Origin of the sequence: Bacillus cereus group sp. BfR-BA-01360 (assembly GCF_022663595.1) — a bacterium.
Classification (GTDB): domain Bacteria; phylum Bacillota; class Bacilli; order Bacillales; family Bacillaceae_G; genus Bacillus_A; species Bacillus_A cytotoxicus.
On the sequence record NZ_JAKUFV010000002.1, the window covers coordinates 206570 to 227241 of the forward strand.

Consider the following 20672-nt stretch of genomic DNA (forward strand, 5'->3'; position numbering starts at 1 on the left):
CTCACTATGTTTCAAAAAATATTAATTGCAAATCGTGGAGAAATTGCAGTCCGTATTATAAAAACATGTCAAAAACTTGGTATTCAAACCGTTGCGATTTATTCAGAAGCAGATGAAAATGCACTTCATGTCAAATTAGCAGATGAAGCGTACGTAGTAGGTGGGCCACGTGTTCAAGAAAGCTACTTAAACTTAGAAAAGATTATAGAGATCGCCAAGAAAACAAATACTGAAGCCATTCATCCAGGGTATGGATTATTATCAGAAAACCCATCCTTAGCTATTCGGTGTAAAGAAGAAGGAATTGCATTTATCGGACCTTCTGACGAAATCATTGCCAAGATGGGAAGTAAAATCGAATCTCGTTTGGCAATGCAAGAAGCAAATGTTCCAGTTGTACCTGGGATTACAACAAATATCGAAACGGCTGAAGAAGCACTTGAAATTGCAAAACAAATCGGTTATCCGTTAATGCTGAAGGCATCCGCTGGAGGCGGAGGCATTGGAATGCAGTTGATGGAAACTGAGCAAACGCTCACCAAGGCGTTTGAAAGTAATAAAACAAGGGCTCAAAATTTCTTTGGAAACGGTGAAATGTATTTAGAGCGCTATATTGCAGACGCACATCATATTGAGATTCAAATTCTTGCCGATACACATGGGAATACAGTGTATTTATGGGAGCGTGAATGTTCTGTCCAGCGCCGAAATCAAAAAGTAATAGAGGAGGCACCTTCTCCGTTTTTAGATGAAAAAACGCGCAAAAAAATGGGAGAAGTTGCTGTACAAGCAGCGAAAGCGCTCGGTTATACAAACGCTGGTACAGTTGAATTTCTTGTCGATGATCAAAAGAACTTTTATTTCTTGGAAATGAATACGAGATTGCAAGTAGAACACCCAGTAACAGAGGAGATTACAGGATTGGATCTCGTTGAAGAACAGATTCGCATTGCCTATGGCGAGAAACTATCCTTTACGCAGGAAGAAATAAATCGCAATGGTCATGCTATTGAAGCGCGTATTTATGCAGAAGATCCAAAGACGTTCTTCCCATCACCAGGAACAATTACGAATGTAACGTTACCAACTCATGTGCGCATCGATCACTTTTTAGAAAATAATGTAACAATTACACCTTTTTATGATCCGATGATTGCGAAAATCATTGCACATGGTGAGACGCGTGATGAAGCAATTGTAAAATTACAAAATGCGCTGCAAGAATTGAAAGTAGAAGGGATTAAAACGAATACACCGATGTTACTCCAAGTGTTAGAAGATGAAGTATTTCAAAGCGGAGTATATACAACTGGATTTGTAGCAAAACAACTTGTGAAAAAATAAGATGTATCACTATTAAAGGGGGAAAAATGATGACAAAAGTATATGCATCGATGGCAGGTAATGTTTGGAAGATTGTAGTGGGAGTAGGAGATCCGGTAGAGGAAGAACAAGATGTCGTCATTTTAGAATCTATGAAAATGGAAATTCCAATCGTTTCAGAAGAAGCTGGAACAGTTATGAAAATACATGTTCAAGAAGGTGATTTTGTTAATGAGGGAGATGTATTAGTAGAAATTGAATAGTGAAAATGGGGGGGAAATGGATTGAAATTACCTAATTTTGCTGTCATTAAGGAAGTTGGGCCAAGAGATGGCCTACAAAATGAAAAAAAGATCATTGGCACAAAAGATAAAGTAACATGGATTCAATTACTAACAGAAGCAGGATTATCATACATTGAAGTTTCCTCTTTTGTTCACCCAAAGTGGGTTCCTGCTTTAGCTGATGCAAGTGATGTATTTAGAGAGCTAAAGAGGGAATCAAATGTGACATATGCTGCGCTTGTTCCAAATCAAAATGGTTTGGAACGAGCTCTTTTGCAAGATGTTGATGAGGTGAATGTCTTTTTATCAGCAAGTGAATCTCATAATAAAAGTAATATTAATAAATCTATGAAAGAAGCAGTAGCAGTCATAAAAGATATTACGAAAAAAGCTGAGTTTGCTGGTAAAAAAGTGAGAGGGTATGTGTCTACTGTATTTGGTTGCCCATATGAAGGAAATGTAAGTATAGAAGCAATAGATGAATTATGCAACCAACTCTTTTCATATGGTATTTATGAAATCTCGCTAGGAGATACAATCGGTGTAGCGAATCCCCTTCAAGTAGAACAAGTATTAGAGCATTTATTAAAAAAGTATGATGCTTCTCAGTTTGCTATGCATTTTCATAATACGTATGGAATGGCACTTGCAAATGTCGTGAAATCTTTAGAATACGGAATTATAACCTTTGATAGTTCGTGCGGTGGTTTAGGTGGCTGCCCTTATGCACCAGGAGCTTCAGGAAATGTTGCAACAGATGACCTCGTGCATATGCTTCATAAGTTAGGTGTACAAACAAATATAAATGAAGAAAAGTTATGGAAAGCTAGTCAATTCATTCAAAATAAACTAAATATTCAATTACCTAGTCATGTGTATAAAGCGCTTCAACATAAAACGATAAGTAGGTGAGAATATGCTACAATTACAAAACATTTCTGTTGATTATGTAACCCCACACATCGTAAAGTTGACATTAAATCGTGAAAGGCAAGCAAATGCTCTATCTTTAGCGTTATTAGAAGAATTGCAGTCGATATTAACTCATATTCATGAAGAAGCAAACGTTCGGGTTGTTATGATAACAGGTGCTGGAGAAAAAGCATTTTGCGCTGGTGCAGATTTAAAAGAGCGCGCCAATATGAATGAAGAGCAAGTACGTCATGCTGTTGGAATGATTCGCTCGACAATGAATATGGTTGAGCAGTTAACGCAACCTGTAATTGCTGCGATAAATGGCATAGCACTTGGCGGCGGAACGGAATTAAGTTTAGCATGTGATTTCAGAATTGCAGCGGATTCAGCAAGTCTTGGTCTTACGGAAACATCCCTTGCAATTATTCCAGGAGCCGGCGGGACGCAGCGTTTACCAAGATTAATTGGAATCGGTAGAGCAAAAGAATTAATATATACCGGAAGACGTATTTCAGCTCAGGAAGCAAAGGAATATGGTTTAGTAGAATTTGTTGTACCGAAACATTCTCTTGAAGAGAAAGCGATTGAAATGGCTGAGCGAATTGCTAGCAACGGCCCGATTGCGGTCCGATTAGCAAAACAAGCGATTTCAAATGGGATTCAAGTAGATTTACATACCGGATTGCAAATGGAAAAGCAAGCATATGAAGGTGTTATTCAAACGAAAGATAGATTAGAAGGGTTACAAGCATTTAAAGAAAAACGTAAACCAATCTATAAGGGGGAATAAATGTGCTAGATCAAAAACAACAGTTGCATTCATTAGAAGACCGTATTGAAACAATTACACAAGGTGGCGCACCAAAATATCACGAGCAAAATAAAGCGAAAGGAAAACTTTTTGTCAGGGAGCGTCTAGCACGATTATTTGATAATGGAGAATATGTAGAAGATGCTTTATTTGCTAATTGTGAAAAGAAAGACTTACCAGCAGATGGTGTTGTAACTGCAACAGGAAAAATACATGGTCGTACGGTATGTGTAATGGCAAATGATTCAACAGTAAAGGCTGGATCTTGGGGGTCTCGTACAGTCGAAAAGATTTTACGTATTCAAGAAACAGCTGAAAAATTACGAGTTCCTTTATTTTATCTCGTTGACTCTGCTGGTGCGCGCATTACTGATCAAGTTGAGATGTTCCCAGGGCGCCGCGGAGCAGGAAGAATTTTTTATAATCAAGTAAAGTTGTCAGGTAAAGTGCCGCAAATTTGCTTACTATTTGGACCATCAGCAGCTGGTGGTGCGTACATTCCTGCATTTTGTGATGTTGTGATGATGGTGGAAGGAAATGCGTCAATGTACTTAGGGTCTCCGCGCATGGCCGAAATGGTAATTGGTGAAAAAGTAACATTAGAAGAAATGGGCGGTGCTCGTATGCATTGCTCTGTATCAGGATGTGGCGATGTTTTATGTAAAACAGAAGAAGACGCTATTTCTCAAGCAAGACAATATATTTCATACTTCCCAAATAACTACTTAGAAAAAACTCCTATGACGACACCTCAAGAGCCAAAAGAATTCGAAAAAACGTTAGAACAAATCATTCCAGAGAATCAAAATACCCCATTTAATATGAAAGATTTAATTAATCGAATTGTTGATGAAGGTTCCTTCTTTGAAGTGAAAAAACTGTTTGCACAAGAATTAATTACAGGTTTAGCACGTATTGATGGAAAGCCTGTAGGAATTATCGCAAATCAACCGCGCATGAAAGGTGGCGTGTTATTCCATGACTCTGCCGATAAAGCGGCGAAATTTATTAATTTATGTGATGCCTACCATATTCCGTTATTATTCCTCGCTGATGTGCCTGGATTTATGATTGGTACGAAAGTGGAAAGAGCTGGTATTATTCGCCATGGTGCGAAAATGATTTCGGCCATGAGCGAAGCTACGGTACCAAAAATTTCAATTGTTGTGCGAAAAGCATACGGTGCTGGGCTATATGCGATGGCGGGACCTGCATTTGAACCAGATTGTTGCTTAGCATTACCAACTGCTTCTATTGCGGTAATGGGACCAGAAGCGGCTGTGAATGCAGTTTATGCCAAAAAAATTGCAGCGTTACCAGAAGAGGAACGCGCAGCATTTATTGAAGAAAAGCGTGAAGAGTATAAACAAGATATTGACATTTATCGATTGGCATCGGAAATGGTGATTGATGGAATCGTTCATCCGAATGATTTGCGAGAAGAACTGAAGAAACGTTTTGATATGTACATGAGTAAGTATCAAATATTTACAGATCGTAAACATCCAGTTTATCCAGTATAGAAAGCCCTATTTAGGGCTTTCTTGTTCGAAAACATAAGGAGGGGAAAACATTGAAACAAGCTGTTTGGTTTCCAACAGAAGAATATAAAGAAAAAACGCGTTTATATGGATGGATGAAAAAACTTGGTTATGAAGATTATGATGTGTTTTATAAAAAATCAATCGAAGAAACGGCATGGTTTTGGGGCGAAGCAGAAAAAGCAGTTGGTTATCAATGGATGAAGTCTTATATGGAAGTACTAGATTTAGAAAATGGCACACCATTTGCCCATTGGTACACAGAAGGGACTTGCAATGTTGTAGAATCCGCTTTATCCCGTTGGCTAGCGGAAGAAGAAACAAGAATGCAGCCTGCACTGATGTACGAAGGAGAGAATGGCACGTCAAAGTCATTTACATATGAAGAACTTGATCATTGGGTAAGTAAAGTAGCAAATGGATTGAAACATTCAGGAATTGAGAAAGGGGACCGTGTAACGATTTATATGCCAATGATTCCTGAAACAGTCGTTGCAATGCTAGCTGTTATGAAAATTGGGGCCATTATTTCTCCTATTTTTTCAGGTTTTGCAGCAGATGCAGTGATGACACGAGTTCAAGCAGCTGGATCGAAAATGATTATTACAGCTGATGGCTTCTCACGTCGTGGCAAAATTGTTTCTTTAAAAGATGAAGTGGATAAAGCGTGTGAACAATGCCCAACTGTTGAAAAGGTTGTCATAGTTCGCCATGCTGGAAATGATTTTACACCTCATAATTATGACCTTTCGTGGAGCATCCTTGAAAAGGAAAAGCCATTTACGCATGCAGAAGAAATGAAGAGCGATGATCCACTCATGCTGATTTATACGTCTGGTACAACGGGAAAACCGAAAGGAACGGTTCATACGCATGCCGGATTTCCTTTAAAGGCAGCGTTTGATGCCGGATTTGGGATGGATATTAAGCAAGGAAATCGTGTTCTATGGGTAACTGATATGGGATGGATGATGGGACCGTTTTTATTATTCGGTTCTCTTATAAATGGCGCTACAATGGTTATGTATGAAGGAGTTCCTGATTATCCAAAAGCAGATCGATTATGGGAAACAGTAGATCAATATCAAATTACACATCTCGGCATTTCGCCAACTTTAATTCGAGCATTGATGGCGAAAGGTGATGAATATGTAAAACAACACTCATTAAAAAGTTTAAAAGTTTTTGCATCTACAGGAGAACCATGGAACCCAGACCCTTGGATGTGGCTCTTTGAAACAGTTGGGAAAGGAAAAGTTCCAATTTGTAATTATTCAGGTGGAACAGAAATTTCTGGTGGGATTTTTGGAAATGTTCTTGTAAAGCCCATTGCTCCGGTTAGTTTTAATGCTGCGTTACCAGGAATGGCAGCAGTTGTATTAGATGAACAAGGAAATCCGATTCAGGATGAAGTAGGGGAACTATGCTTAGAAAAACCTTGGGTAGGAATGACGAAGAGTTTTTGGGAAGATGATGAACGGTATGTGAATACATACTGGTCACGCTTTAAAAATAAATGGGTACATGGCGATTGGGTTATTTATGATGGAGAGCAATATATAATTACAGGGCGCTCTGACGATACATTAAATATTGCAGGGAAACGCATTGGACCGGCGGAATATGAATCGATTCTTATGAAGCATACTGATATTGTAGAAGCGGCAGCAATTGGTGTGCCAGATGATGTAAAGGGCGAGGTTTGTCATTGTTTTGTTGTTTTACAAGAAGGAATATCTTTTACTGATCAACTAAAGAAAGAACTAATGGATTTAGTGAATTCTCATATTGGAAAAGCACTATGTCCTAAAGATATTCACATGGTAGAAGATTTACCAAAAACGCGAAACGCTAAAGTCATGCGACGAATTATTAAAGCAGCATACTTAGGTAAAGAACTAGGAGATTTATCTTCACTTGTCAATCCTGAAGTGGTTCCTTACATTCAAGGTTTGCAATCGAGTCGAATATAAACAAAAAAATGGGCTTCTTTCATAAGAGGCTCATTTTTTGTTTATATAATAGAGTATAGGACAAGTGTTGGTTTTCTTCATCCCTATGTCTTTGTCTCTATCATCTCTATTCTTGTTAGCATATTTTATAGTAAAAGAATAAAGGGGTGAAATTATGGGTTACCGAGATGATTGTTGGTATGAAAAGAAAAGATCTAAGTGTTCAGGCAGAAACGGTGGTTATGATAGACATGATTGTGATGATTGTTGGAAAAAATTCGAAGAGTGTAAAAAAGAAAGCAATCTAAAATGTGATTGTTGCTGCACAACTGGAATTGTTCGTAAATTAAGAGCATTAAGAGGTACATCTGTAGCTGTAGAAATTACTACTAGCAGTGGTCAAGTCATTGAAGGAACTGTTGAATCAGTTGATTGTCATACTGCTGATATTACGGCAGCAGGAGTACGAGTAACAGTTTCTGTTTGTGAAATTGAGTCATTTTCACGTGTTGTTTAACAGTTAGCTCGTTTAAAAGCTGTTCTATTGAGAACAGCTTTTTTAATTTATATGAATATTTCTATACAAAGTTCGAATCTACATAAAAAGAAAACCTTACTGTTACGAAGGCACTGAAAAAGGGATTGTTTTCTATCAGAATGTTGAGAATGGAAAGGAGTCAGGCATTTATATACAAGTAGATATTAGACTTCTTTGGACTTTGTCAGTGACCTCGCTGCTAGGGCTTTCTTTTTGATAGGATATTGCGGTTACATAATAGCCATTTTTAAAACAATCCACGTTCGCCTTTTTGCTGAATTAAATAAGAAATAGCTTCTATATGATCACCGACAATTCTTGTCGTTGAAGGAGCTAAACCACCAGTTTTAGAGAAATGTTTATCAGGGCGAATGCGATTCATTTTATCAACGTCGACACGATGAACGTTTTTTACTTGTAATCCGCTTAATATTGCTTTTACTTGTCCGTATACTGGCGAAGTAAGAGCATCAAACCCGATCGTTTCAATACATTTTTTACTAAAGGCATGCGGTACAGCGACAATAGAACCAACTCCTAAATCTTTACGATCACAAGCTAAATTAACAGCGTATTTACATGCTGTTACAATATAGAGCGGGAAACGATAAGAAAGATAATGATCTAAATCATTCAGTGCTAAATCAACACCATTTTCAACCGCATGTACAAATGGCAGTAGATCATTTGAAGGGATTACAAAATCTCCATCAATAAATAATAGTATATCGCCTCGTGCAAAATACGCACCAATTGCTCTGCCAGTATCATTTCCCAATTCTTCTTCATACATAACAATCGTTGCTCCGTGCTTTTTCGCAATTTCTGCTGTTTTGTCAGTCGTACCATTAACGACAACTATAATTTCTAAAGGATTTAATTTTCTAGATTCCTGGATAATCGCTTGTATCATTTTCTCTTCATTTTGAACAGGAATAATAATAGATAATTGCTTCCCACCATAGTTGGATGTGTTTACGCCCCAGCCTGTATAATGAACTTTAGGAAAAGACTTACTCTGCTTTAATTTCAATCCTTCGACAATATCTCGCCTTCTTCCACCATCAGAATAATGTGCACGGGGATTTTTTAGCTCATCGATCCACTCTGCCATAGCTGCGATATGATTTCCGATAATTCGCTTTTCAGAAGTAGAAAGTTCATTATGCTTTGCAAAATGTTGCTGAGGATTTACGCGATTGATTGAAATGACATCAATTTGTTTATGACGAGAAATGCGGAAGTTATGTTGGATTATTTTGAGATGAGCGAGCGTTGGGTTTCCTAGCGATTCTGCTCCAATGGTATGAACGACTTCTTTTGTCATCGCGTGCGGAACAGAAATAGGGGAATCGATTTTTAAATCCGGACGATGAAAAAATTGATTTGTAACTTGTCTCCAAATCGTTGTGGAATGGGGACGCTGTTTTTTATAAAAAATATAGTCTAAATTATTTAATACAACGTCAGCTGTATGATTCATTAACGGTTGAAGAAATTCGCGTAATATATTGCTATCAAGCGGAAAATCAGCATCCATAAACAACAAAATATCTCCTTTTGCTTGCTGTGCGCCAATAGCACGTCCAATATTATGTCCAAGGGCTGCTTCGAAATTTAACACATGGCATTTATATTTGTGAGCAATTTCTACAGAACGATCGGTACAACCATTAGCAACTACAATAATTTCTAAAGGATGGATTTGCAGAGCCGCTTGCAACACACGATCTAAAGTTTTTTCTTCATTAAAAACAGGAAGTATAATTGAAATAGATTTTTTCTGCATGAAAATTCTCCTTTTATATGAATAAATTAAACTCATATAAATAATGTATGTATATTTTGAAAAGGTGGTTAATCTTTTGTCATAATTCCTTCCAATATATACATTAAAAACACAAACAATGAGCATTACATTTCTAGAGAAAAGATTTCAAATATGTTTTGCTTCCCTAGTGATGTAATATAAACAGCTCGTGATCCATCTGTTCTAGTAATCCAATTTTGTTCTAGCATTCGTTCTAAAATAGCATTGCCGAGGGCTCCAGCAATATGATATTGTCTTTCAGTCCAATCTAAGCAACATTTTGAAAATGCACGTCTTTTGTTACGTAATATGTCTAAATTTATACCAAAATCTTCAAAAAAATGTGCGCCAATTTCAGTGACCTCAAATTCTGACCCATTCTTTTGTAATACTTGTTTATATAGTAGAGAGTTAGTAAGATCGACACCCAATTTTCCAGCTAGATGATCATAGCACGTTCTGGCATATTGAATTTCTTCATGTTTCTTTATTTCTTTAAAGGATTGAATAGGTTTAAATGGAACGATGTAGAGTAGTTTTCCTAATATTTCTGCCATTTCTTGATTTGCTAATTTGTAATAGTGATATCTACCATGCTTTTCAACTTCGAGAATTTGCATGGTATATAGTTTATGAAGGTGAAAACTTACTGTTTGAGGTTTGATTTTTGCGACCCGTGCTAGTTCAGTGGCTGGATGAGGGTGACCATCCATAAGATGTGTTAAGATAGCCGCTCGTGATGGATTACTAATAAGAGAGGCGACTTTTGCGATATTTTCATTCACACTTACTCACTCCTTTTTTATATTCATATTTCGATGATAATAGAAATTTTTATGTTTTACAATAAGGAAAGAATGAATGTAAGAAGTGATAATATGAACTTAGAAATAGGTAAAAATGTATACAAAGAGATACACCCGAAAATCTTATACTATGGAATGCCAGTGTATTTGTTATCAACGCTGAACGAAGATGATACAACAAATATAAGTCCGATGTCTTCCTCATTATGATCCATTTTTTGCAATTGTGGAAACAGAAGTTATTCATGTACATGCCCATACAAATATCATAAAAGATGGAAATCCTATTGATCCGTAAAAATGGAATCCATTATTTTATAATTTTAGATATTATTTCTCAATTGGAGAAGAGCTTGGTAGGAATTATCGAACTTGAAAGCGAACATTCTACTTATTTTGCAAGAAATGATTTTAAATAGCTTATAAATTGAATCAGAAAAGTTAAGAGTCAGCATTTATGTATCCGCTGAATGAAGAACAGTTATAAAGGTATGTAAAGGATACCAGTCATAGAAATGCGGATCCTTTAGTTTATAAGGTAACAGAAGAAAAAGGTAAAGTAATAGGCGTATTTTCCTTGGCAGAGTAAATCGAATAGAAAGAACAGCACGGATAGGTAAGGTTTTAGTCAGAGATAAACAAATGAAAGGCAAATCTGTTGGTGACAAGGTGATAAAGAGGGTACTGCCTATCGCATTTGAAAAAGAAAAACTGATAAAAGATGCACATAAAAATAGGGGGATCTTAGAATATATGGGAGAGGAAGATTTCAAAAGAAAGATTGCTTACATCCAGATTCATGTAGAAAATGATTTCTTTGAAAAACCGACTTACAGAAAAAGGATAAGTCGGTTTTGGATTTACAAATTCTCTGAGTCTTGTTTTCGCACATGAATAATCATTGAAATCATGATAATAAATAAAACGGTAATGCTTTGTACGAAAAAGTTCTTGAATGATAGTGATGATAGCCATGATGAGATATAGTCTTTAAAAGATTGAAAAGATGGGAAATAAGTAGGATGGAAACCATAGTTAAATAATTTTTTTGATTCGATAAAGGAGCTGTTTTCTCCCTTTGCACCTAATACAACTGAAATCAGTCTTCTATCTTTTTCTTTTGCCGTTCCAACAAAGCTGTAGCCAGTAGTAGGTGAAAAACTTGTTTGCAAACCATCAACGCTTTTCAGCTTTACATTTTTATCAAGCGAATAGAGCATTCTATTTGTATTAAATACATGGATATCTTTGAAGATGAATTGATAAGAGGTCATACTGCTACTTTTTAATATCGTTGGGTAATCATAAAGTAATTGACGAGCTAATTTAGAGGCATCTAAAGCGGTGATTTTAGAGAATTGCTCTTGTTTATTTGAAACCCCTGTTACATTTATAAAGTATGTATCTTTAGATAATCCTAGCTGTCTTGCTTTTTCATTCATTAGTTTTATAAAATTTTCTTCATTTGTTGATATGTGCTCTGCTAAAGCTAGTGCTGCACGATTATTCCCCGTTAACGCAACAGCATGGAATAAATCGCGAATTGTGATATCACTTTTAACTGTAGTACCAATATCATTCGCTCCTATGTGAAAAGAATTATCCTTTATAATCACTTCATCTTCCCATTTTAGGGTACCGTTATGTATTCGTTCTAAAAGAATATATTCTGTCATGAGTTTAGATAAATCACCTGAGGGAAAAGGCGAAGTTTCATTCTTTTTATACACAATTTCACCAGAATCAGCATCTATTAAAATCGCTGACTGCGATTGAATAGCGGGACCATTTACATAAATGTAAAAATATAAAACGATAGCTATTGTAATGAGTAAAGATAGAAATATAAGCATTGCTTTTTTTAAGAATTGCATAAGTATTCCCCCTCGAGATCCTTCCGTATTTCCTATTGTAAAAATGAATACTTAATTAGGGGGTAAGAAAAGGTAAAGAATTTCTAAAGAATTTTTAAGAATTACTAAAGTGTGGGTAAAAATAGGGGAGATTCGATTTCTTAACGCTTAAGAAATCGAATCTTGAAGATAGATAAATTTTATTTATATCGAAGTAGTTTCACAGTAAAAGTTGTTTTTTCTTCATCACTGTATACTTCAATTGTTCCGTTGTGAAGTTCTACAATACTTTTGGCGATTGCTAATCCAAGCCCAGATCCTCCTGTATATGCCGACCGAGATTTCTCAACGCGATAGAAGCGTTCAAATATATGAGGTAAGTCAGTACTTGGGATGGGCTGTCCATAATTTGTAACGTCAATTGCGACTAGATTTCCTTCTTCGTAAGCTGTAATATCAATATATTTACCATCACTTCCATACGTAATGGCGTTGATAATTAAATTTTCAAATACACGTACAAGTTTATCACCATCAGCTAATACCATTAGTTTTTGAGATGGATATGAAGGTCTGCATTTAATATTTGCTTCTTGAAGTTGGATACGAAACTGGACAGTTAATTGTCCTAGTAATTCAATCATATCAATAGGTACAGAGCGTAAACTCAATTCTTTATTTTGTACGCGTGTATATTCAAATAAATCATTCATCAATGTATTTAAACGGTGGACTTTGTCATAAATGACTTGTATGTAATGGCGTAGTTCTACTTCATCTCGATAGTTATCATGATGAATCAAATTTACATATCCAACTATAGATGTGAGAGGAGTTCGTAAATCATGTGATACATTTGTAATGAGTTCACTTTTCGCTTGTTCTGTTTGTCGTTCTTCTTCAATCGATACTTTGAGTTGTTCAACAATTTGGTTGACGCCAATCGCTAATTCTTCTAAATGATCCTGTTGAACAATGGAAACTTTATGATTAAAATTCCCGTTCGCAATATAGCGAATTTCTTCAATCATTCTCTTTATGCAAACTCTATAATATAACTTTTTTTCGTGGCGATAAAATATATAAATATAGAATGAAAAGATTGAAAACCAATATAAATAGGATAGCATCATAAACCAAATGGATTCTTTCAATCCTCTATATTTTTCATAACCAACAATTCGAACAATCTCTTTTCCTAATTCTGTTAGCGTGAGGGAACTATCAATTACACTTGTCACGAGACGATATATAATAATTTCAGTAATGGGTGTCAATAGAATGGCTAACACAAGCCAAAGAACAATTTTCCATTTCGGAATGACTCTTAAAATATCGAAGGTTTCATTTTTCAATTTTATAACCTACTCCCCAAACAGTATGAATAATTTTCTCGGTATTTATCCCCGTTTCCAATTTGTCCCGTAAGTTACTAATATGGACCATCACAGTCTTGTTAGAACCATACCCATCTTCATTCCAAACACGCTCAAATATTTCTTCTGAACTAAATACCCTCCCTGTATTGCTAGCGAGTAAATAAAGAATATCAAATTCGATGGAAGTGAGTTTAATATTTTCTCCGTTTACTTTCACAGTATGATTATGTTTATGTATTTCTATAGAACGAATGCGAATCATACCGTCTTCATTTACTTGAGAAATCGTTTGTTGAAAGGACGATCTACGTAGTAGCGCTTTGACTCTAGCCATTAATTCTAATGGATTAAACGGTTTAATCATGTAATCATCTGCACCTGTCATGAGTCCTAATATTTTATCCATATCTTCTGCTTTGGCACTTAGCATAAGAATCGGAACTGTGTTATTATGCTCTCTAACTTGTTGGCAAACTTCTAATCCATTGCGTTTTGGCATCATAATATCTAAAATCATAAGATCAATTTCATACATGGATAGCATTTGTAAAGCTTCATCACCATCATACGCTTTATAAATATCATAGCCTTCATTGCGTAAATAAACTGCAAGTAATTCTACAATTTCTTTATCATCATCAATAATTAATATATTTTTATTCATTATATATAATTCCTTTCTCTACAATGATTCAACATTACTATAATAGCAAACATTTAGAGGTTTTGTAGTAACGTTTCCTCATATAATTTCATGTAACGTATTAAAAAGGATTTAACCTATACATAACGAATACAATAATAAAATGAGAATATTTATATTTTCGTTGTAGGAAAAGATAATCATGAGGTGATATTTTTTATGCAGTATAATGATATCTATACATTTCAAGTAGCGGGAAACATAGAAGAGGATATGAAAGATTTTTTATTAAAATATGAAAAAGAGTTTACATATAAGCATTCTATGCGTGTTGCAAATGAAGCACGTAAACTGGCAAGAAAGTTTCATGTGAACGAAGAAGAGGCAGCTATTGCAGGATATTTACATGATATTAGCGCCGTCTTTCCAAATGAACAACGTATTGCAGCTGCTGAATCATTTGGAATAGATATACTGCAAGAAGAGCGAGAGTTTCCAATGATTATTCACCAAAAGTTATCAAAAGAAATCGCAAAAGAAATATTCAAAGTGACAAATGAACAAATATTAGATGCAATTGGTTGCCATACGACTTTGCGAAAACATGCAACAACGATGGATCTTGTCTTATTTGTAGCGGATAAAATAGAATGGGATCAAAAGGGAGTTCCTCCATATATAGACCGCGTGAAGAAAAGTTTAGAAATCTCATTGGAGCAAGCTGCTTTTGCATACATCTCCTATTTATGGGAAAGGAAAGATACGCTTAAAGTATTACATCCTTGGTTAGAAGAAGCGTACTGGGATTTAATTGAGGTATTGGATTAGAAGAGACTTGCATATAAATATAAAAGGATATATGAATAGCGCATTTCCAAGTGTCATTTTAAAATCGAGCATTTACTTTCAATGGGAGACCACCTTCATTTTGATTTTGGAAAAGACATTTTTTATGTGAGTGTGGCACTGCTACATGCAACAACAAGTATTTTTCTCAAATATATAAATATAATATATTGTTATTCCAAGATGTATTTTCTACAAAAGATATGATATTTGTAGTAATAAATGTTTATCGCTTTAAAAAGGATAGATTAAGAAAATAGAAGAAACTAAGGCTATATAGCCGATTTCTGAAAAAGAAAGAATTACAATTTCGACTGAGGCAAGAAACGTTTCCCTATTTCTTTGATAATGAGGACGCAGAGTTATATTGTACATATCAATTTTCATTACAGTGTTTGGCAGACGATATTAAGTATATACCACTCATAAAAGCTATGAATCATGAAGACTTTCCTAATTTCTATCCGCGTTTAGGTGGAAGAGCAGATATTTCGTATCCTGACGTTTTTCTTATCAATATCTATGATGATAGAGGATGTGAAGTGATTGCGAAGAATAAAGAAAGTATAAGACATTTATATAACCAATATGAAAAGTGGATACCAGATTATGAGCGCGATCATATAGCAACATTGTTTAAATGAAAATAGGAGGAAGTGAAGCATGTAATGAAACGTATTGCCATTGTATCTGCACGGGAATCAGAACTTACGTATTTGCATCAATATTATCCAAGCGAACATGTTGAAAGACGAGCAGCTTGGGAATTTCATTTTCATTCTATTCATGAATTAGAAATTATATCAGTTGTTACTGGTGTAGGAAAAGTTAGTTGCGCAAGTTGTGTACAACTATTAATTAGTGAATTCCAGCCTGAAGAGCTTTTTATGACGGGCATTTGTGGTAGTTTATCGAACAAAGTGAAGAATGGTCATATCGTTGTAGCTCTTCATACTTTACAGCATGATGTGCCAGCTGCTGGAACGGGAGAAGATCAGTTTAATTTATATACTGGGAGAACAGCGCCAATTGAAACAACGAAAGTGCTTGTCAGACAAATAAAGAAAATGCGTTTTTATGAGCCGGTTCATTTTGGAACAATTTTATCCGGCGACCAACCTATTCGCAGTCCAGAAATGCGCTATCTGTTACATACTGTATATGGGGCATTAGCAGTTGATCAAGAAATAGCTGCTTTTGCCTATGTATGCCGTGCAAATAAAAAGCCATTCTTATGTTTAAAAGCAGCTTCTGATCAAGCAAATGATAAAGCAGAAGAAGAAAAAAACATCTTTAAACGATTAGCGTGTGAGAAATCTTGCGAACATTTAATTTCTTTTTTACGAATGCACAAGAGAACTATAAATAACATATAAAGGAGCCTCATACGAGATATGGGAACAAAGGATACAATAGCGGTGATTAGTGCAAATGGAAAAGCTGGAAAATTTCTTGTAGACCAAGCGTTACAGGAAGGATATCAAATACGAATTTTAACGCGACATCCAGAGAAAATGTGGAAATTATAAAGGGAGATGCGCGTAATTGCTATGCCATACAAGAACTGCTTCAAGGTTGTCAAGCTGTTATTAATGCTGTAGGTCAACTTAAAAAAAGAGTCTTACATATTCAGTGCCTTGACAAGTCATATTTTAAAAGTAATGAATATAAAATAAAACGGTATATTTTAATTTCTGGAGGATCATTAGATATAAAAGGAGATCAAAAAAGTATCCTAAACAAAATAGGAGCCGTATTATTTCAGTTGTTTTTTCAAAAGATGATGAGTAATAAATATAAAGAATTACGCCTTCTACAACATAGCGCTATAGATTGGACAGTTGTTAGATTACCTTTTGTTGTAGAAGGAACAGGTATTGAGCAATCAAAGAGAATGTAGTAGATGTACCAGGAATTAAAATTCAAAATGGAGATATCGCCCCTTTTGTTATCAAGCAAATTAAAGATCGTATATATGTACAAAAGTGTCCGTTCATTTCAAATTAAGAAAAATATAAGATATATGTTTTATTATAAAAGCATAAAGGTATAATCCTTTATGTTTTTATTTGTTAATGATGGAATTTGAGAAATATGTTTTAGCTCCTTATACAACCAGTTGAATTAATAGCCGAAAATAAATTATTTATTATATAATTATTATCATATAAAAGATGATTTTAAACAAAATAAAAGGATGGATTTTTATTCTTATATCTTCTTTGTTGACTCTCACACTATGTCATTGTTTAAGCTAGAGTTGAGCTTCGAAATAAATGGAAATTACAGGAGGAACAAATGTTTAAAATAGGGGATTTTTCAAAACTTTCTTCAATTAGTATTCGAATGTTGAGACATTACGATAACATGGAGTTATTGCAGCCTGAAAAAATAGATGCGCAAACTGGTTATCGTTATTATTCAGCAGCACAATTACAGAAAGTAAATCAAATTCAAAATTTGAAGGATATGGGATTTCGTCTCACTACTATTAAAGAAATATTAGAAAATAATAATATAGAAATTATGACAGAACATTTTGTTCATCGTACGTCTCAAATAAGAGAAGAAATGAAAGCCCTTCAAAAACAATTGCGACTTCTCGAAGACTCAATGAAAATAATGAGAGAGGATGTTATTGAAATGAACTATCATGTTTCTTTGAAAGAGATACCTAGAAGGAAAGTAGCAAGTGTTCGAAAAGTGATTCCATCTTATCATTGTGAAGGAGAGTTATGGAATATACTGATGCAAGAAATAAAACGACAAAATATAAATATAGCGAATCCAAGGCATAGCTTAGCTATATTTCATGATAATGAATATAAAGAAAAAGATGTAGATGTAGAAATACAGATAAATGTGACAGGGGAATATGAAAATACGAAAGAAGTCATATTTAAAAAAGTCGATTCATCTTTTGTTGCCTCTATTACAGTTAGCGGAAGTTATGAACAAATGACAGCAGTTAACGAAGCTGCGGCAAAATGGATTGAATCTGAAAAATATAAAATTACAGGGCCGATGTTTAATATTTATCACGTGAGTCCAGCGATGGAATCTGATCCTACGAAGTGGATTACAGAAATTTGTTATCCAGTGAAAAAATGAAGAATCGTTACAATTGTTTCATTATTCATGGGTTTGTGATACCCCTTATAAGTTAACATAATGTAATTATGTTAACTTATAAGGGAAGGAGTAAATCATAATTTGTATTAACAGTTAACAAGAACGCTGCGAATAGGAAATCGAACTTATATAGAGAGTATAAATAACCATCAATAATGACAGTTTTTCTTTAGAAAAGGGAAAAGTGTACTTTAAAAAGACACTTTTCCCCTTTTTTATTTAAGGTTGTTGTAAGGTTTTCTTTAGACTAAGGAAAGGTGTATTCATTACAGTGAAAAGAGAAGGGGAATATTGATAAAAATAGAATGGAGTTGTCTTTTGATATGAGTACTTCAGTTATTATTCAAACACATAATCTATCAAAAATATACGGAACGATACATTGTGTGAATCAGGTGAATCTTCATATTGAAGAAGGAGAAATTTATGGTTTTTTAGGACCAAATGGAGCTGGAAAAACAACTACGTTAAAAATGTTACTTGGGCTTATTAAACCTTCTGAAGGAGACATTAAAGTATTCGGAGACAGTTTGAACAAATGTCGTTCGTCTATTTTAGAGCGGACAGGATCCCTTATTGAATCTCCCTCGTATTATGGACATTTAACAGGACTTGAAAATCTCAAAGTGATGCAACGCCTTCGAAATGCGCCAGATAAAAATGTGCATGAGGTTCTAAAAATTGTACGTTTAGAAAAGCAAATAAATAAAAAAGTGGATCAATACTCACTGGGAATGAAACAACGGTTAGGGATTGCTATGGCTCTTCTTACTTTTCCTAAGTTGTTAATTCTTGATGAACCAACAAATGGTCTTGACCCAGCGGGCATCGGTGAAATTAGAGAATTGATTAAGTCATTACCAAAGCGCTATGGAATCACGGTATTACTCTCTAGCCATCTTCTTTCAGAGATTGAACAAATTGCTACTTCAGTCGGTATTATTAGTGAAGGAAAACTGTTGTTTCAGGGGAGTATGGCTAATCTACAGAAAAGAAATAGAAATGCTATTTTTATTAAAACGGAAGATAATATGAAAGCAGGTCAGCTACTTACTACTCAAGGCTACAACTTTGTCCAAAGTGGTAATCGGTTGAAATTTGCTCATCTTGAGGATGCGAAAGTAGCGGAAGTAAATCGGATGCTTGTTAAAAATGAAATTTCTGTAACCCGAATTGAGAAACAGAAGAAAAGCTTAGAGAACATTTTCCTGGAGTTAACAGAAAAGGAGAGAAGCTTGTGATGAAAATGTTAGGATTAGAATACTTTAAAATTCGTCGCAAAAAAATATGGGTTATGATTCTATTATTTCTTAGCGCAGAGATGCTATGGGCATTTATCGCTCTTAGTCGATCGATGGCTACTAACTCTAGTTTTGTCTCTTGGGAAGCAATTGTTTTTAGTATTTCCTCTATGAATGGCCTTTTTATGCCCATTATTTCAGCGATTGTTGTATCACGTATTTGTGATATGGAACATAAGGGAGAAACGTTAAAAATGCTTGTTGCTACGAATGTAAAACGCAGAGATCTTTACGCAGCGAAGTATATATGTGTGAATAGTTTACTTCTGTTAAGTATTTTTGCACAGGTTGCACTTATGATTATGTTTGGATTCGTACACAAATTTTCTAGTAATTTTTCTTCTGCATTGTTTATTCAATTTGTTTTCGGAACTTTCTTAACGAATCTTGCGGTTACAGCGCTTCAGCAGTGGCTTTCTTTTACTATTAAGAATCAAGTTTTCGCGCTATGTTTAGGCATGCTAGGTGGATTTATTGGAATGACTGCAGGGTTGTTTCCAGCTGCGATTAGACGTATGTTTATTTGGGCTTATTACTTGGAACTTAGCCCGGTTACTCATTTATATAAGAGTTCCTTAAGTGCTTACATAGTCCAGTCGATCAACCTTTGGAATGTCATTGTTACAATAGCTTTAGCTATCTTATTCTATATTGTCGGAAGCGCTCGGATAAGCCGACAAGAAATGTAAGGAGGGAATAGAATGAAACGAAGTATTTTGGCGGAATGTCTTAAATTACGCCATTCTCGAATCCTACTTGTACTCGCGACACTTCCTATTATAAGTTTGCTAATTGGATGCGCGAATTATTATTATAATCAAGAAGTGCTAAAAAATGGTTGGTATAGTTTATGGACGCAAGTTAGTTTGTTTTACAGTGAGTTTTTCTTACCTATTTTAATTGCAATTTGCTGCTCATATATTTGTCGACTTGAGCATTTGAACCGAAATTGGAATATGACTATGACATCTCCTGTATCAGTTGCAAGTGTATTTCTTGCTAAATTCGTTATTGTTAGTCTTTTAATTGGGTTTGCACAAGCGTTATTTATAGGGCTCTACTGGCTTATAGGGAACTTTTTCTTCTTACCTAAAACATTTCCGCTAGAGACAATCGGTTGGGCGATGCGCGGATGGTATGCATCTCTTGCTATTATCGCTCTGCAATTAAGCTTATCGCTAAGAATCCGAAGTTTTGCTATGCCTATCGGTATGAGTTTATGTGCAGTCTTTATCGGACTTGGTATGTATATTGCTAAGTTAGGAATGTTTTTTCCTTTCTCACTGCTCACCATTGGTATGAGTGTACTGAATCAAGAAAAGTTAAGCGTGGGACAGAATTTTTTATTTTTGATGATGAGTACAGTTTTCATTATTATGTTTTCAATGATTTCAATTCAGCGATTAAAGAAAAAAGATATAATCTCATCCTAATCTCACTCAGGATGAGATTTTTATGAAACAAATAATAATATTAGGGATTACTATGATGATAAGCATTGGATTTTGGATGGGTCTATTTAGTAGAGAGGCTTATTC

General features: G+C 35.0%; 20 protein-coding genes and 2 pseudogenes. 17 read left to right on the top strand and 5 right to left on the bottom strand.

Annotation, left to right across the window (positions count from 1 at the left end; translation table 11 throughout):
- Positions 1-6 precede the first annotated feature (6 nt).
- The 7 genes from MR056_RS02835 (at position 7) to MR056_RS02865 (ending at position 7343) form a co-directional block, all read left to right on the top strand.
- A complete protein-coding gene (locus MR056_RS02835; protein ID WP_012094292.1) occupies positions 7-1344 on the top strand; it encodes an acetyl-CoA carboxylase biotin carboxylase subunit in 1338 nt (445 codons plus the stop codon).
- A 26-nt stretch (positions 1345-1370) separates the two neighbouring features.
- On the top strand, positions 1371-1586 hold the full coding sequence (locus MR056_RS02840; protein ID WP_012094293.1) for an acetyl-CoA carboxylase biotin carboxyl carrier protein subunit: 216 nt from the start codon (positions 1371-1373) through the stop codon (positions 1584-1586).
- 21 nt (positions 1587-1607) lie between these two features.
- Complete coding sequence (locus MR056_RS02845; protein WP_087098714.1) at positions 1608-2519, top strand: hydroxymethylglutaryl-CoA lyase; 912 nt, start codon at positions 1608-1610, stop codon at positions 2517-2519.
- Between the two features lie 4 nt (positions 2520-2523).
- Positions 2524-3312 (top strand): enoyl-CoA hydratase, encoded by a 789-nt coding sequence (locus tag MR056_RS02850; protein WP_087098716.1) that lies wholly within the window; start codon positions 2524-2526, stop codon positions 3310-3312.
- 2 nt (positions 3313-3314) lie between these two features.
- A complete protein-coding gene (locus MR056_RS02855) occupies positions 3315-4856 on the top strand; it encodes an acyl-CoA carboxylase subunit beta (RefSeq protein WP_012094296.1) in 1542 nt (513 codons plus the stop codon).
- Between the two features lie 50 nt (positions 4857-4906).
- Positions 4907-6847, top strand: coding sequence for an AMP-binding protein (locus MR056_RS02860; RefSeq protein ID WP_087098718.1), 1941 nt, complete (start codon positions 4907-4909; stop codon positions 6845-6847).
- A gap of 154 nt (positions 6848-7001) precedes the next feature.
- On the top strand, positions 7002-7343 hold the full coding sequence (locus tag MR056_RS02865; protein ID WP_012094298.1) for a hypothetical protein: 342 nt from the start codon (positions 7002-7004) through the stop codon (positions 7341-7343).
- A gap of 268 nt (positions 7344-7611) precedes the next feature.
- Here MR056_RS02865 and MR056_RS02870 read toward each other — a convergent pair whose 3' ends face one another.
- The gene (locus MR056_RS02870) at positions 7612-9153 is read right to left on the bottom strand and encodes a glycosyltransferase family 2 protein (protein ID WP_012094299.1); all 1542 of its coding nucleotides are present in this window, start codon (positions 9151-9153) and stop codon (positions 7612-7614) included.
- Positions 9154-9278: 125 nt separating this feature from the next.
- Positions 9279-9959: an ArsR/SmtB family transcription factor gene (locus MR056_RS02875; RefSeq protein WP_087098720.1), complete on the bottom strand. Its 681-nt coding sequence runs from the start codon at positions 9957-9959 to the stop codon at positions 9279-9281.
- Positions 9960-10052: 93 nt separating this feature from the next.
- Between MR056_RS02875 and MR056_RS02880 the strand changes: the two are divergent.
- Positions 10053-10356: pseudogene (locus tag MR056_RS02880) on the top strand (hypothetical protein).
- Between the two features lie 484 nt (positions 10357-10840).
- Here the strand turns inward: MR056_RS02880 and MR056_RS02885 are convergent.
- The 3 genes from MR056_RS02885 to MR056_RS02895 all read right to left on the bottom strand — a co-directional run bounded on the left by MR056_RS02885 (position 10841) and on the right by MR056_RS02895 (position 13876).
- A complete protein-coding gene (locus MR056_RS02885; RefSeq protein WP_012094301.1) occupies positions 10841-11854 on the bottom strand; it encodes a D-alanyl-D-alanine carboxypeptidase family protein in 1014 nt (337 codons plus the stop codon).
- 179 nt (positions 11855-12033) lie between these two features.
- Positions 12034-13188, bottom strand: a complete 1155-nt coding sequence (locus MR056_RS02890) for a sensor histidine kinase (protein ID WP_012094302.1) — start codon at positions 13186-13188, stop codon at positions 12034-12036.
- Positions 13178-13876: a response regulator transcription factor gene (locus MR056_RS02895; RefSeq protein WP_012094303.1), complete on the bottom strand. Its 699-nt coding sequence runs from the start codon at positions 13874-13876 to the stop codon at positions 13178-13180. The genes MR056_RS02890 and MR056_RS02895 overlap by 11 nt, the downstream gene beginning before the upstream one ends.
- Before the next feature lie 198 nt (positions 13877-14074).
- On the opposite strand from MR056_RS02895, the gene yqeK reads away from it, so the two are divergent.
- The 9 genes and pseudogenes from yqeK to MR056_RS02940 all read left to right on the top strand — a co-directional run bounded on the left by yqeK (position 14075) and on the right by MR056_RS02940 (position 20567).
- Positions 14075-14683, top strand: a complete 609-nt coding sequence (yqeK, locus tag MR056_RS02900; protein WP_012094304.1) for a bis(5'-nucleosyl)-tetraphosphatase (symmetrical) YqeK — start codon at positions 14075-14077, stop codon at positions 14681-14683.
- A gap of 13 nt (positions 14684-14696) precedes the next feature.
- A pseudogene (locus MR056_RS02905) lies at positions 14697-15345 on the top strand (DUF3885 domain-containing protein).
- 24 nt (positions 15346-15369) lie between these two features.
- On the top strand, positions 15370-16077 hold the full coding sequence (locus MR056_RS02910; RefSeq protein WP_012094305.1) for a phosphorylase family protein: 708 nt from the start codon (positions 15370-15372) through the stop codon (positions 16075-16077).
- A gap of 18 nt (positions 16078-16095) precedes the next feature.
- On the top strand, positions 16096-16230 hold the full coding sequence (locus tag MR056_RS02915) for an NmrA family NAD(P)-binding protein (protein ID WP_235436365.1): 135 nt from the start codon (positions 16096-16098) through the stop codon (positions 16228-16230).
- Positions 16218-16601, top strand: coding sequence for an NAD(P)H-binding protein (locus MR056_RS02920; RefSeq protein ID WP_235436366.1), 384 nt, complete (start codon positions 16218-16220; stop codon positions 16599-16601). The genes MR056_RS02915 and MR056_RS02920 overlap by 13 nt, the downstream gene beginning before the upstream one ends.
- A gap of 398 nt (positions 16602-16999) precedes the next feature.
- Positions 17000-17812, top strand: coding sequence for a MerR family transcriptional regulator (locus MR056_RS02925; protein WP_012094306.1), 813 nt, complete (start codon positions 17000-17002; stop codon positions 17810-17812).
- Between the two features lie 344 nt (positions 17813-18156).
- Positions 18157-19074 carry an ABC transporter ATP-binding protein gene (locus MR056_RS02930; RefSeq protein ID WP_048723104.1) on the top strand — a complete coding sequence of 306 codons (918 nt, stop codon included), beginning with the start codon at positions 18157-18159 and terminating at the stop codon, positions 19072-19074.
- On the top strand, positions 19071-19823 hold the full coding sequence (locus tag MR056_RS02935; RefSeq protein WP_048722961.1) for an ABC transporter permease: 753 nt from the start codon (positions 19071-19073) through the stop codon (positions 19821-19823). Before MR056_RS02930 ends, MR056_RS02935 begins: the two co-directional genes overlap by 4 nt.
- Positions 19824-19835: 12 nt before the next feature.
- Positions 19836-20567, top strand: a complete 732-nt coding sequence (locus tag MR056_RS02940; protein ID WP_048722963.1) for an ABC transporter permease — start codon at positions 19836-19838, stop codon at positions 20565-20567.
- The last annotated feature ends 105 nt before the right edge of the window (positions 20568-20672 follow it).